Origin of the sequence: Paenibacillus pedocola, from assembly GCF_031599675.1 — a bacterium.
Classification (GTDB): Bacteria; Bacillota; Bacilli; order Paenibacillales; family Paenibacillaceae; genus Paenibacillus_AQ; species Paenibacillus_AQ pedocola.
The window spans coordinates 3,536,440-3,549,893 of record NZ_CP134223.1 but is presented as its reverse complement, the minus strand read 5'-3'; the positions used below and the strand labels follow the sequence as shown (position 1 = coordinate 3,549,893).

General features: G+C 47.3%; 17 protein-coding genes. 8 read left to right on the top strand and 9 right to left on the bottom strand.

The window, feature by feature from the left end; genetic code table 11:
• Positions 1-24: 24 nt before the first annotated feature.
• The gene (locus QU597_RS15540; protein ID WP_310828851.1) at positions 25-981 is read left to right on the top strand and encodes a helix-turn-helix transcriptional regulator; all 957 of its coding nucleotides are present in this window, start codon (positions 25-27) and stop codon (positions 979-981) included.
• Positions 982-1,318: 337 nt separating this feature from the next.
• Here QU597_RS15540 and QU597_RS15535 read toward each other — a convergent pair whose 3' ends face one another.
• From QU597_RS15535 to QU597_RS15515, 5 genes are read right to left on the bottom strand one after another with little or no spacing between them, the layout of a single operon-like run.
• A complete protein-coding gene (locus QU597_RS15535; RefSeq protein ID WP_310828850.1) occupies positions 1,319-1,615 on the bottom strand; it encodes a spore coat protein in 297 nt (98 codons plus the stop codon).
• 11 nt (positions 1,616-1,626) lie between these two features.
• Positions 1,627-1,827, bottom strand: coding sequence for a hypothetical protein (locus tag QU597_RS15530; RefSeq protein WP_310828849.1), 201 nt, complete (start codon positions 1,825-1,827; stop codon positions 1,627-1,629).
• 30 nt (positions 1,828-1,857) lie between these two features.
• The gene (locus QU597_RS15525) at positions 1,858-2,994 is read right to left on the bottom strand and encodes a zinc-dependent alcohol dehydrogenase (protein WP_310828848.1); all 1,137 of its coding nucleotides are present in this window, start codon (positions 2,992-2,994) and stop codon (positions 1,858-1,860) included.
• Positions 2,991-3,377 (bottom strand): spore coat protein, encoded by a 387-nt coding sequence (locus tag QU597_RS15520; protein ID WP_310828847.1) that lies wholly within the window; start codon positions 3,375-3,377, stop codon positions 2,991-2,993. Before QU597_RS15520 ends, QU597_RS15525 begins: the two co-directional genes overlap by 4 nt.
• 12 nt (positions 3,378-3,389) lie before the next feature.
• Positions 3,390-3,632 (bottom strand): spore gernimation protein GerQ, encoded by a 243-nt coding sequence (locus QU597_RS15515; protein WP_310828846.1) that lies wholly within the window; start codon positions 3,630-3,632, stop codon positions 3,390-3,392.
• 163 nt (positions 3,633-3,795) lie between these two features.
• Between QU597_RS15515 and QU597_RS15510 the strand changes: the two genes are divergently transcribed.
• The 3 genes from QU597_RS15510 to QU597_RS15500 all read left to right on the top strand — a co-directional run bounded on the left by QU597_RS15510 (position 3,796) and on the right by QU597_RS15500 (position 5,648).
• On the top strand, positions 3,796-4,077 hold the full coding sequence (locus tag QU597_RS15510; protein ID WP_310828845.1) for a hypothetical protein: 282 nt from the start codon (positions 3,796-3,798) through the stop codon (positions 4,075-4,077).
• Positions 4,078-4,332: 255 nt separating this feature from the next.
• Positions 4,333-4,461, top strand: coding sequence for a hypothetical protein (locus tag QU597_RS15505; RefSeq protein WP_310828844.1), 129 nt, complete (start codon positions 4,333-4,335; stop codon positions 4,459-4,461).
• 101 nt (positions 4,462-4,562) lie between these two features.
• Positions 4,563-5,648: an L-dopachrome tautomerase-related protein gene (locus tag QU597_RS15500; RefSeq protein ID WP_310828843.1), complete on the top strand. Its 1,086-nt coding sequence runs from the start codon at positions 4,563-4,565 to the stop codon at positions 5,646-5,648.
• Positions 5,649-5,860: 212 nt separating this feature from the next.
• On the opposite strand, the gene QU597_RS15495 is transcribed toward QU597_RS15500, so the two are convergent.
• Positions 5,861-7,111 (bottom strand): MDR family MFS transporter, encoded by a 1,251-nt coding sequence (locus QU597_RS15495; protein WP_310828842.1) that lies wholly within the window; start codon positions 7,109-7,111, stop codon positions 5,861-5,863.
• Between the two features lie 141 nt (positions 7,112-7,252).
• Here QU597_RS15495 and QU597_RS15490 point away from each other — a divergent pair, with 141 nt between their 5' ends.
• Both QU597_RS15490 and QU597_RS15485 read left to right on the top strand, forming a co-directional pair.
• Positions 7,253-9,031, top strand: coding sequence for an ABC transporter substrate-binding protein (locus QU597_RS15490; RefSeq protein WP_310828841.1), 1,779 nt, complete (start codon positions 7,253-7,255; stop codon positions 9,029-9,031).
• Positions 9,032-9,193: 162 nt separating this feature from the next.
• Positions 9,194-10,189: a cation diffusion facilitator family transporter gene (locus QU597_RS15485; protein ID WP_310833333.1), complete on the top strand. Its 996-nt coding sequence runs from the start codon at positions 9,194-9,196 to the stop codon at positions 10,187-10,189.
• Between the two features lie 89 nt (positions 10,190-10,278).
• On the opposite strand, the gene QU597_RS15480 is transcribed toward QU597_RS15485, so the two are convergent.
• On the bottom strand, positions 10,279-10,446 hold the full coding sequence (locus QU597_RS15480) for a hypothetical protein (RefSeq protein ID WP_167347615.1): 168 nt from the start codon (positions 10,444-10,446) through the stop codon (positions 10,279-10,281).
• 149 nt (positions 10,447-10,595) lie between these two features.
• On the opposite strand from QU597_RS15480, the gene QU597_RS15475 reads away from it, so the two are divergent.
• A complete protein-coding gene (locus tag QU597_RS15475) occupies positions 10,596-11,171 on the top strand; it encodes a histidine phosphatase family protein (RefSeq protein WP_310828840.1) in 576 nt (191 codons plus the stop codon).
• A gap of 73 nt (positions 11,172-11,244) precedes the next feature.
• Here QU597_RS15475 and QU597_RS15470 read toward each other — a convergent pair whose 3' ends face one another.
• A complete protein-coding gene (locus QU597_RS15470) occupies positions 11,245-11,661 on the bottom strand; it encodes a hypothetical protein (protein ID WP_310828838.1) in 417 nt (138 codons plus the stop codon).
• On the bottom strand, positions 11,658-11,861 hold the full coding sequence (locus tag QU597_RS15465) for a helix-turn-helix transcriptional regulator (protein WP_039873665.1): 204 nt from the start codon (positions 11,859-11,861) through the stop codon (positions 11,658-11,660). The genes QU597_RS15470 and QU597_RS15465 overlap by 4 nt, the downstream gene beginning before the upstream one ends.
• A gap of 350 nt (positions 11,862-12,211) precedes the next feature.
• Between QU597_RS15465 and QU597_RS15460 the strand changes: the two genes are divergently transcribed.
• On the top strand, positions 12,212-13,438 hold the full coding sequence (locus tag QU597_RS15460; RefSeq protein WP_310828836.1) for an aminotransferase class I/II-fold pyridoxal phosphate-dependent enzyme: 1,227 nt from the start codon (positions 12,212-12,214) through the stop codon (positions 13,436-13,438).
• Positions 13,439-13,454: the final 16 nt, after the last annotated feature.

The following is a 13,454-nucleotide window of genomic DNA, read 5'->3' as shown; positions in this document are numbered from 1 at the left end:
GTTTGCGAGGGGGGAGGAACAAATATGCGGGTGCACCGTTTAATTGCGATAATATTACTCATTGAGTCCAGGGGGAGGATAAAAGCCAGCGAGCTGGCGGCAGCACTCGAAACCTCCGTCCGCTCCATTTACAGAGATATCGATGTGCTGGGGGAAGCGGGGATTCCAATAGTTACTTCAACGGGACCGAACGGCGGAATTTCTCTGATGGAGGGTTATACAGTCAATCTGCGGCAGCTGAATGGCGATGAAGTAATTCATCTTTATTTAACAGGAATGGGATTTCATACAGGCAGGCAGAGTGAGTCCCGTATTCAGCTGAAAAATGCACTTCTGAAACTGGAAAATACGCTGCCTGCTCCTTATCAGGCGGATATTCGCAAGGCCAAAAATGTCTTTTTCTTCGATGATACACCATGGTGGAGCGCATCCACTTCGCTGCCTGGGCTAGAGACGCTGCGTAGTGCGCTATGGAAAGGGCACAAAGTCAGAGTGGAATATCGTAAGGTGAGCGGGGATGTCTCTATGCGTATGTTGCAGCCCTACGGCTTGGTTGTGAAGCAGGGGGAGTGGTATTTAGTGGCCTTTTGTGAGAGAGCGGAGGCGCTGCGGACATTTAAATGTGAGCGGATTAGCGTTGTACATCTGCTCGAAGAGAAATATGAGCTGCCTGCTGGTTTCTCTCTGGAAATGTATTGGAAGAGCGGGGAGGAAGCTTTTAAGCAATCCAGAAGAGCAGAGGAATATTACCCGGTTACTGTCAGAGTGTATAAAGGAAAGCAGATACCTGGAGCAAAATTCGATGTCATCCAAACTGTGGAAGACGGGAACTCGCAGATTGTAACAGTGAACATGTACAGTTTTGAACAAGCCTGTGAGAAAGTATTTATACTGCCTGTTGATACTGAGGTTCTGGAGCCTCAGACTGTGAGAGTTTATATAAAGGAGCGTATAGAAGAGCTACAGCGGATGTATATTTAAAATGGAGATAAATGCCGTCTATACGACATTTTGGTCATTAACAGTATTTCCAACAAACAGGTGAAGTAACATAATAAATATTATGTTAACTAATCTTTTTTTGGGTATGGGTCTGCGCAGGAATGCTTATACGGTCTTTTTGAGGTCAGAAAATGATAGTGTTCTTGACGGGAAGCTTTTGCTTCCGAGAAGTATAGCCCCTCCGCAGTTTTTGCGGAAGGGGCCAGTTCATAAAAATGCTTTTGTAATTTTATTTATTCTCTGAAGTTTTGGCTAAAATCAAAAACGCGCCTGAACCATTGTGGTTTTGCGCGTTTTGCCGGGAAGGAATAAGGTGTCAGGACGGAATGTTCATAGCGGTCTGAATATTTTTCAGATCGAGCTGAATTTGCTCTGGAATATGGTAGGGATGGTATAAGCCATGCTGCACCATGTAATTTGATATCTTTTCATAAGAGTCTATGGCTTCGTCGAGCTGCTTCATCAACATTTGCTTGATTTCTGGGGTGGCACATTCGGTTACGGCCATGGCGTAGCTTCTGACTCCGCTCTTGGCGTTCATCAACATATCCATTGCGATCACATCGTCGGTCAACGTATGAAGCCCTGTCATGTGTTCTAAGATTGGGTTCATGTTTTCATCTCCTATTGGGTCACTTTAGACAGCACTCCAACTAGCTCCTGAAGCTGCTGCTGTGATAATTGCATGTCTTGCTGCAAAATTTGCATGAGTTCCGGGTCGGTTACCAGTACTTGCATGGTTTTGGATTTGGTTAGGCAAACGGTTTTGAACGCAGTTATTTCATGAACCTCCAGCATCTCGTGCAAAGCATAATTGGAATTCATTCGAATTGTCCTCCCGTGTATCTATCCATATTAAGGCTTTAAGACGACTTTGATGCAATCATCCGTTTTCGTATCGAACACTTCATAGCCGCGCTTGGCCTCGCTGAGCGGAATGACGTGCGTAACAATGTCTCCAGGATCCACTTTGCCCGAAGTAACCAGCTCGTACATATACGGCATGTAGTGAATGACCGGAGCTTGTCCGGAACGGATATTTACGTTGCGCTGCATGATGTCGCCGAGCGGGAACCCGTTATAGCGTCCGCCGTATACCCCAGTGACTTGGATGGTCCCGCCTTTACGGACCGCCTGAGACGCAATGATAAATGCGCTCATGGTGCCGCCTTGCAGCTTCAAACCGCTGGCTAGAAATTCGAGATCGCTCATCTTGCCATCCATTCCTACTGCATCTATCACGACATCGGCGCCGCCTTTGGTCATTTCCTTAAGATTGTTGCCAATATTCTTATCCTGTTCGAAGTTTACGATTTCCACATGGTTCGTTCGCTTCGCATGCTGTAAGCGGTAATCGACATAGTCGACGGCTATGACCCGCTTTGCACCTTTCAGCCAGCAGAATTTCTGGGCCAGAAGGCCGACCGGACCGCAGCCGAGTACGATGACCGTATCTCCATTCTTTACGCCCGCGTTATCTACGCTCCAGAATGCCGTCGTCATGGCATCGGCGATCAAGCTTAGCTTTTCGTCCGGTTGTTCGCAGTTTTCGGGAATCTTGAAGTGGGTAAAATTTGCAAATGGGACTCGTAGATACTCGGCTTGCCCGCCAGGATATCCGCCGGTCGTTCCGGAGTAGCCGAAATAAGCACCCATATCCCCGTGTTCGTTTGACTTGTCACATTGGCTTTCCAGCTGATTTTTGCAAAAAAAGCATTCTCCGCATGCGATGTTGAACGGAATGATCACACGGTCGCCTTTCTTTACCTTTGTCACGCCGGGGCCTACCTCTTCTACGATCCCCATCGGTTCATGCCCGATGACATAGTTTTCCTGGAGGTTAGGGATCATCCCGTGAATAAGATGAAGGTCGGAACCGCAAATGGCGGAACTGGTGATCTTTACGATCATATCGTCCGGTTTCTCAATCTTCGGATCCGGCACCTCTTTGACCACGACATTTTTAATCCCTTGATACGTTACCGCCTTCATGCTTTATGTCCTCCAATATGTTCATCTGGGATCCGATCAAACATCCCTTTACGCGACGTATCATCCGGGAACAGATTCATCTGCCCGATCATCACCGTATTTTTCGCTGAAAGCTGGTCGAGTTGGTACTGTTCGTTCAGCTCGTAAGGATGGAACCATTTTTTGCGAATCATGAGCTCCGTGATTTCTTGGTGCATTGCTATCCCTTGCTTAAGATGATTGCGCAGCAGCGCTCTTACATCCGGAGAAGCCGATTCCGTCAGGGCGACGGACAAATTTCGCACACCCTCCTTGGCACGAAGAAGGAAGTCCATTGCAAATGTCATATCTGCCATTTCCGGCATATTTAATGAATTAATCGGGTCTAAATAATCGGTATTCATTTGCGTTCCCCTTTAATGTGTTATAGGTGTCGGGCTATTCGGAACAGGAGCTTGGAAAGGAGCTCTTGCGTAGATCGCTTGCAGCTCCGCGATCTGTTGCGCGGATTGAATTACGTCTTTCTGCATTAACGCTTTTAGCTCTTGGTCAAAAACCAAGCCTTGCATAAGTTTTGACTTAGCGAGGCAGAGCGTTTTAAAGTTTAACGCTTCATGCAGTTCCATCGATTCGTGCGGCGCTAGCGTTTGCGTATTCATTGAAGAACTATCACCTCCTTTTTTTCATCAACGTTAGATTTAACAGACGCATAGTGTTTTATACTGATATTCCCATGCAGTCGCAGGAATATAAACAAAATACTAATCAAATACTTATTTCTGTTTAAATTAATGATCTTTGCTTAAGGGAGGAGGACTGGCTTTGCCAAATGAAAACAAAATTGATCTAGCCACCCAAAATGCAAAAAAACCGGCAGAAGGCGCACTTAACTCGAGCGGCAATACGCTGGAGCAGCATGCATCTAACGCAGTTTCTGAGGTGCAAACGGCTTTAAATCAGGCGATAAGCTCGATAAGTGAGTCAAATGCAGCAACAAACTCTCAAGCTTTGGAGACGGCCCGGCAGCAATTGACCCGAGCAGAGGAATTTTTAGATCAAGCGCAAACTTCTGCAAACGCATTACGTCTGCCGGACCAACAATAAAACGGTATTGCGCAGATAGGCTTGGCAGAGATTCACCTTCTTTTACAGATACAAGTGGAGTCAGGATCACTAATCTCAAGGTATGGTCGTCTATCGATGTCGAGTAGACGATGCGGATGATGTTTCCGAACTTACGCCGATCCTGTCCGCATGGGAAAATGACCTGCTTTGACGCTCGGAGAAAGGTATTTGTCATAGACACGGAGAGTCTCCGTCTGAAGGCTTCGGCTGGTGCCGGAGCTTTTTATTTTTTAGATGTCTAGAATATTTTCCAAGAGCTTTCCTGACGGGGACGGCTTTGATGTGCTTAGCGTTAACGACGAGGAACAGGACCAATTCACGATCGGTTTCCATAACAAGCCGGTACTTTTCATGGCCACATGAATTCGAAAAAGAATAAATAAGAGCCAGGCATTAGAAGAAATCTTAAACATATTATTAGTTATTATCTATTCAAATATGTTGGGGAGGATACCATAAAACCGATGTTATCTATGGAAGAATATTTCGGAAAGTTTGAACTCGTTTATTCATTCTTTGGGGCTATGCCTACAGGCGTTAGTGTATCAGAAACCGGCCGTATCTTCATTTGCTTTCCGAAATGGGGAGATGACGTTAGATTTACGGTAGCGGAAATGGTTGAGGGTCGGTTGCAGCCTTATCCTAATTTAGAAAAGAATTTGATAAACCCTTTGAATATTACGATGTCTTTCATCAGTGTCCAAAGTGTAGTTGCTGATGGTAGGGGAACCCTCTGGATACTGGATACGGCAGCACCAAATTTTTCTGAGCCTATTAAAGGAGGGGCAAAATTAGTCGCTGTAGATTTGAAAACAAACACAATAAGAAAAGTATATACGTTTGCAGAAGATGTAGTGCTGCCGACAACGTATCTGAATGATGTCCGATTTGATTTTCGTGTGGGTAAATCAGGATACGCCTATATAACGGATTCTTCTTCCAAAGGTCCAGGCGCTATTATAGTCTTAAATTTAGAAACTGGGGATGCGTATAGACGGTTAAGTGGAGCAAATTCAACTTCACCCGATCCGTATTTTTTACCGAAAGTGGAAGGTGAAATTTTGATGAATCGAAACCCAGACGGCACCACTTCACCTTTTCGATTGGCCTCTGATGGTATAGCGATTTCCCCTGATGGAAGGATTTTATTTTTTTGTCCGCTCAGCAGTCGTCATCTATACTCGATCTCAACGGAAGCCTTAAGAGACAGAGCGATACCGGATATGAATTTACAGTATCACGTGAAGTATTGGGGAGAAAAAGGTGCGTCAGATGGAATGATCACCGATGCTAAAGGAAACATTTACGCTGGAGACTATGAAAACAATAGTATTCGAAAGATATTGCCGAATGGAATAATGGAAACCATCGCTCATGATCCGAGAATTTTATGGCCGGATACTTTTTCTATAGGTCCGGATCGATACTTATATGTTATTGTGAACCAGTTACATCGGCAGGCAAGATTTCATTATGGAAAAGACCTGCGACAAAAACCTTATGGTTTACTTCGTTTGAAAATTGATGAATTACCAGCTCCTACCTTCTGATAAATATATCCCACTTTACCAAGTTGACTCTATTCGCGAAGAAAATGCAATTTATGATTTTTAAGCACTTGGAGGCTGCCGAGCGCCGCCTGTTCAGCTAACGGGGGAACATTAGTTGAATGAAACAGCGACAGCAAAGGACTTAATTCTCGTCCTTTACTGTCGCTGTTTCATTTTATAGGGTCAGTCTAATACTTTATGTTCTTTTAACATTAGCCCATTTTAACGCTGGATGGCTTGACGATTACGGATTCGGCCAGCTCCCTGGCCTTAAATCTTCTATGAGCAGTGACCAGAAACGGAAGCCCGAGGGCGGTAGTCAGTGCCAGCGGCACAAACACTGCAGGACCGTTAGCGGCACCGAACTGATCCAGCAGCATTCCGCCAAGGATAGGAGCCATAACGCCGCCCAGACCGTTGAAGCCGATCGTTCCGAAGTAAGTGCCTTTCCACTCCGGCTTGGCGATCCGGTCGATGAGCATATCCATCATCGTGAAGAGCAGTACTTCACCGATCGTGAACAGGATGACACCGGTCATGAGGAGAGCCACTCCTCCGGCGATTCCGAATAGAAGCATACTCACCGCTACGCAGATGTTCCCGAGGATTAGGGGGACAATCGGCGAAAACTTGCTGGCTGTGCGGACAATCGGATATTGGACGACCAGCACGGTCACTGCATTTAGCGACAGCATATACGAGAAGACCTTCCCGCCATCTGTAAAATGTGTATTCATCGCCAGATACTGCGCCAGTGTGGAGCTGAAATGTCCATAACCCAGCACACAGAAGATGGTACCGAGAAGCACGGGAAGGAATACGCGGTCCCGGCCGGCGGTAGCCAGTGCTGCGCGCAGTTTAGGTGCATGAACTTCCGAACGCTGCGGCAGCGTAGAATGGTGCACACGGAACTGCGCGAACAGTACCAGTCCATAAGCGATATAGACGATTCCGGCAATCAGGAAGGGAAACGTCGACTTAGCTGAACCCAGCTGAAGACCAATGATCGGACCGAAGACTACACCAAGATTGACGGCGGCGTATCTCAAGTTGAATACGAGCAGCTTGTGCTCAGGCGGCGTAATATCCGAGAGCAGCGCGCGAGAGGTAGGCTCGAATACAGCGCGGCAGATGCCGTTCAATGTGTTCACGAGGAAAAATACCCACAAATGCTGTGCGGCAGAGAAGCCGAAGAAGACACAGGCCCAGCCGAATACAGAGACCAGCATGACGATTTTGCGCCCGATCACATCCGAGATATACCCGCCGTAGAAGCTGATCATCACGCCTGCGAGCGAGCTAACCGCTACTGTAAAGCCTGTCTGTGTCGGGGAAGCGCCGAGCACCTGGGTCAAATAAATCGATAAAAAAGGAATGCTCATCGATGTTACCAGCCGGCCGAACATGGTCCCGATAATAATTGTCCACGCCAATGGATGAATATGCTGTAGATGTTGTTTCATAAGCTTGTAGATCTCCTAGTCTGTTTTCGGATTTTTGGGACTGTTAATCAACGCTTTGTTATGTATAATTGTAATGATAAAAGGGGGAAGTAAAAGTGTAAGTTTTCCACAATCCCTTTCACCTTTAAAGGAGTGATAATCTTGGATAACAACATCTCTCATTTTCTCCGGTTGGCCGCCGAGATTAATACCCCTTTTAGAATACATGAGCCCCTGATGGTAAGTATTGAACAGCTGGCACTGGTTCTTTGCTGCACCCCGCGGAATGTGAAGTTTATCCTGCGCAAGCTTGAAGAAAAGTCGTTTATTCACTGGCAGCCGGGAAGAGGCAGAGGCCATATTTCCGAACTGACCTTTGTACGCAGCGTGGATGAGGTACTGGAAGATGCTCTGCAGGAGCTTATCGGCAGGGGGAAGATTAAGCAGGGCATAGACCTGATCGGTCTGCCTGAGGTAAACGGCCCTTTGAAGGAAAGACTGTTGACCATGCTGAACAAACAAATGGGCTATCACAGTGAGACTGAATCGACAGAGGGTCTTGATGTCCTGCGGATCTCACGCAACCGGCATATGCAGAGGCTGGACCCTTCCTGTGTATATACCGCTTTTGAAGCCTTTCTGATCAGTCAAATGTACAGCACACTGGTGACTTATGAACCATCCGGCGGCAGGTTTTTACCGGCTCTGGCCCACATGTGGGAAGTGAATGAGACCTATACCAGTTATATTTTTTATCTGCGCAAAGGTGTGCGGTTCCATCATGGCCGGGTCATGACAGCCAGGGATGTCAAGGAGACGCTGCAGAGCCTAAAGGATCGGAATAGTCCGGCCTTGTGGCACTTCCGTCACATTTCTGGTGTGGAGCTGCTAGGGGATCACCGTATCCGCTTTGATCTGTCCAGGCCAAACCGCTTTTTCCTGCACCTGCTGAGTTCAATCTATATGTCGGTTCTTCCCTGTGATGTGGAGTTTTCTGCGGAAAAACCACTCGGAACGGGGCCATACCGGGTGATGAATCTGAGTGATGATGTTCTGGTGCTTGCTGCATTTGATGATTATTACGGCATCCGGCCACTCCTGGACCGGGTTGAGATCTGGTATTTGCCGGATCAGAGGGCCAGTGAACGCCATTACCAGCTTCCGGAAGTAGAGGAATTCCGCCCGTCCTCGGAGCCATGTACTAATAACAGCATTGACTATCCGGCCCTGGGATGCAGATACATCCTCTCCAATTTCCGCAAAAATGGATTTCAGCACAATCTTCATTTTCGTCAGGCAATGAGACTTCTATATCACCCGCTTGCGTTGATCAGAGAACTCGGAGGTAACCGGATTACCCCTGCTGACAGCTTCCTTCCCTGGAGAAGCCGGAAGAGCACATGGGTTGAACCTTCACTTGAACAGGCGAAACAGCTGCTTGATTTAAGCGGCTATAGCGGTGAAGTCATTATCCTTGGATATCTTCGCAAGAAAGATGAGCGGGAGGAAGCGGAATGGCTTCAGCGGCGCGGAGCCGAGATTGGCCTGCAATTCAGACTGCTGGATTACCAGGATTATAACCTGAAAGAAATCATGTGCCAGGCTGATTTTGTGTTTGCGGAAGAAGTGCTGGAGGATGACTGGCAGTGGGGGATGATTAATTATTTTGTGAACAAGTCTAATCATCTTCATGTGTTGCTGGAAGACAGCCAGCGCGACAGAATAGAGCAAGAGCTTGAGCACTTTGCAGAGCTGCCTGAAGATGGCAGATGCCGCCTGCTCGAGCAAATGGAAGACGTTCTCCGCGACAATGCATGGCTACTCTATGGATGCCATATGAACAAAAGAGCGCAGCTAAATCAGAGTTTATTCGGCCTGCACACCGGATCCTTCGGATTCCTCGATATTTCCAGACTGTGGATTAAAACGGGATTCCAGTAAAGGAGTGCTGCAGTTGATGACAGTCTCCTCTATATGCAAGTGATAGGATTTGCCCTCACAAGGTTAAATAAGTACATAGGTTGAGTGGACAACAAATCGGATATCATTTGCGGTGCGGATGTGCCGGTAAATGGACAAATGCGCAAGGAGGCTGCCAGAATTATGGACGAGAAACGCGAAACGATTGGAAGCTTGATCAAAAAAGGCAACAGATCCTCAGGATCGGCAGCTATAGGCAATACTTGTATTGCAATAGTTAAAGGGGCTGCTTTTGCTCTGACCGGAAGCGGTTCGATGTTCGCAACCATGATGCATTCGATTGCCGATGCCGTCAATCAGATGTTTGTTTTTACGGGCAGTGTGCTGGCGGAGAAAAGGCCCACGCGCCGCTTCCCCGACGGCTTCGGACGGGTTATCAACCTGTTCTGCATGGTCGCGGTCATTGTCGTTACGGTTATGGCGTATGAAACGATGCTGGAAGGGTTCCATCTGCTGAAGCATCCTGTAGAGGAGAGCAGCGGTTATTGGATCAATGTGCTGGTCCTGCTGCTGTCGATTGCCGCGGACGGTTTTGTGTGGGTGAAGGCGATGAACGAAGTGCTGCATGAAGCACGGGTTGATGCCAAGGGCTTGGGCAAGCTTACAGTGTCACTCAAAAATGTGAAACGGGCGGCTCCCCCGACCCGGCTTGTCTACTATGAAGATCTGGTGGCAACAACAGGGGGGCTGCTGGCCATGATTGCCGTACTAGTCACCGCGCTGAGTGATTTTCATCTGCTTGACGGAATCACGAGCATTTTAATTGCTTTTATGATGATCGGGGTAGCCTTCCGTGTAGGTTATGACAATATGGTTGGACTGATCGGTGTTGCCGCTCCACCGGAAATCGAAGATAAGATAGCGAAGATCATCTTCGGCGAGCCGCAGGTTACTGATATTTTTCAGATGCGGATTCTGCAGGAGGGGCGTTATTATCATGTAGAAGGCCTGATCGAGCTGCGGCGGGGCTTATCGCTGGCTGATGCAGACGATATCAAGTTCCAGGTGAGGGACAAGCTGCTGGCTGATCCGCATATTTCGGATGTGACCTTAGGGATTCTGGAGGATAACGGCATACGCAACTGGGTACCTCAGCATGAATTGCAGGATTTTACTTGAATGTAATCATAAAGGGGAGTACCGTACAAAACGGTGCTCCCCTTTATTATGAGTGCTATACACAGCCTGCGTTAAGCAGGGCTTAGAGATTAAACCGCCTGCTTGCCGTCACACTTTTTGCAGACATCTAGCTTGCCGCCGTCGGCACTTTTGCCGATATAGAGCAGTTTAATCCGTGTGCTTCCACAGATTGGACAGGTTCCTCTGCTGCGGGACGGCATCCGCCAGAGTGCTTTGCCGCGTTTATTCTTGGACATAAGGTTTCCCACCTTCACTCGTAATACCCTATCCTATGCCTGTCCTGGCAAGACTAGTACTTTCCACATTGACATACCAGTTATTTCTAATATAGTGTGAAAGTTGTATTTCATTAATCATCCGAAAAAATATATATCAGGAGGAAGCTATGCACACTTCGGTTTATATGGTAAGACATGGTGAATCACCTATGAATGAGAGCAGCACAAACGAAAGAACCAGAGGTTTGACGGAAAAAGGGAAAAGGGACGCACTTCAAGTAACTGATTTATTGAAACAAGAAGATATAGAGGTTTTTGTCTCAAGCCCTTATCTAAGGGCGATTCTAACCATCGAGGATTTGGCTGGTGCCAGCGGCCGAGAGGTGCTGTTATACGAAGACCTCAAAGAAAGAATCTTCTTAAATGAAGATAAACGCTTGCCTGATGAGGAGTTAATTCCACTATTGGCGAAGTCTTTTATTGATCCTGATTTTTCTTTGTCGGGGGGAGAATCGAATGCCGAATGTCAGAGCCGGGCTGTAACCGTTTTAGATGAGTTATTAAAGAATTATGACGGACGGAAGATAGCTTTAGGCACACATGGAGCCGTAATGACTTTGATTATGAATCATTATGACAAAAAGTACGATTTGGATTTCCTGCTAAACATGTCTAAACCGGATGTATACAGGCTGGATTTTAACGGGGCTGAGCTGGTTGATGTTATCAGATTGTGGAATTAGCGGTTTAACAACTGAAGCACAGGCAGCGCCAGCCGTTAGGTATCATTGACCTGCGGGCTGGCGCTGCAGTGTTTTACATACTTTTCTGGTATTGAACCATCAGATAATGACTCATGAAATGGTAAATCAAAAATACTACAACTACAGCAAGTGTCACCCATAAAGGGGCTGAAATAAGAATCGTAATATAGGCGATCCCCATGATCAGCCATTGCGTGATGTCTGCAGCCTTGGCTTTGGCCCGGTTACGGATAACCGTATTCCGTTCATCGTTATAATCGATGGCGGCCTGCTTTTCAAGCTCAGGGTTTTTGCGTGCTGCACGGTTCATTAATAAACTGGATATGCTAACCCCTGCACTGCCCGCCCCGATGCCGATCAACGTACCCGAGAGAGCCTTGAATTCCTCATTGTTAAAAAAGAAGCTTGCTGCAATTGCGCAGATTCCGATGAACAGCAGTACTGCGTAGAAAGCCGATGATCTTCTCATTTCTGTTCCTCCTCGTAGATAAAAATCTCCTCAACGGACAGGTTGAAATAACGGGCGATTTTGAAAGCTAAAATGATGGAAGGGTTGTATCTCCCATTTTCGAGCGAGCCGATCGTCTGTCTGGATACCTCAAGCGCTGCTGCAAGCTCCTCCTGCTTAATACCGTGCTGTTTGCGTATTTCCTCAAGCCTGTTTTTCAAAGAATCACCTCACTGCGTAAGATGGAAAGTATGCTTTCCATAATTAAAATATCATTAAAAACAATAAATGTAAAGCCTGCTTTCCATTTTGTTGAGAAAGTTATTAAGAGTATCGCCTGTTTAAATGGCTCGTCATTTTGGTCAAAAAGCAGCTCATTTTGGGCTGAAAAAACAGCGTATAACATAAATTATACGCTATTTCACCTTAAATCAATTTTAATTACAGTTCACGCACAAGTGCCTGGTTAAAAAAGAGTGGAAATTACTATTTTATACCATCTGATAACTGGCCTACCCCATCTATTCCCGACCCATGCTATAATGATTCAAAAACAGGCAGGTGGAGAGTTTTGAAAACAGACAAAGCAGCCTCCAGGCAAAAATGGAGATCGGACAAGCTTTCACATTTAGGCTCATCGATATTTTCGGAGGTAGCCAGCTGGAAGGAGGAAGCACGGAGTTCAGGTCTGGATGTGATTGATCTCGGAATCGGCAGCCCCGATCAGGCGCCAGCTCCAGAAATTCGCCAAGCTTTAAGTGCGGCAGTGCTTAGAGAGGATAGTTATGCTTATCCGGCTTCCAAAGGAAGTGCTAAATTCCGTAAGCGGGCAGCGGAGTGGATGAACTGGCGGTTTGGGGTAGAGGTTGACCCGGAGGAAGAGCTGGTGTCGTTAATGGGTTCGCAGGATGGCTTGGCCCATCTCGCCTTAGCATTATGTAATCCGGGTGACCTCGCGATTGTACCTGACCCGGGTTATCCGATTTATACAGGAGCGCTGGCATTAGCCGGAGTTAGAGCCTGGCCGCTTCCGTTGCTCGAGGAAAATGCGTTCCTGCCGGATTTGGACAGCATACCGGAGGCAGTATGGCAGGAAGCGGTCTTTATTCTGCTCAGCTTCCCCGGAAATCCGATTTCAGTAACCGTAGACCTGGCTTATATGGAGAAGCTGGTTACATACGCGCACAAATGGGATGTACTGATCATTCATGATCTCGCCTATTCCGAGATGGGATTTGGTGGTTACCGCCCGATAAGCATTCTGCAGGTGCCTGAAGCAATACATACGGCAGTGGAGTTCCATTCCTTTTCCAAAAGCTTTAATATGGCCGGCTGCCGTATCGGTTTTATGACTGGCAACCGTGAAGCCGTTGGAGCACTTAGGGAGCTAAAAAGCAATGTAGATTATGGTGTGTTCAATCCGGTGCAAGAAGCTGCGGTGCTGGCGCTGGAGCTGGCGATGCAGGGGGATGGCCAGCTTGAGGTGGCCCCGCTCTATGAGCGCCGGCGGAATCTTTTTGTTGAAGCGCTAACCAGAGAAGGATGGGCCGTTCCCAGTCCCGCTGCAACGATGTTCATCTGGGCACCGCTGCCTGAAGGATACGCTTTTACAGAACTGGAGGGACGGTCACGGCAGTTTGCACATGAGCTGGTGCTGAAGAGCGGCGTGGTGGTCATCCCTGGCGATGCTTTTGGGGCACGAGGGGAAGGCTTTGTAAGAATTGCCCTAGTTGAGGATGAAGCACGGCTTCTTGAGGCTGCCCGAAGAATAGGGGAATATTTGCGGTCGATTCGATAGACAGTTAAAAGGACTT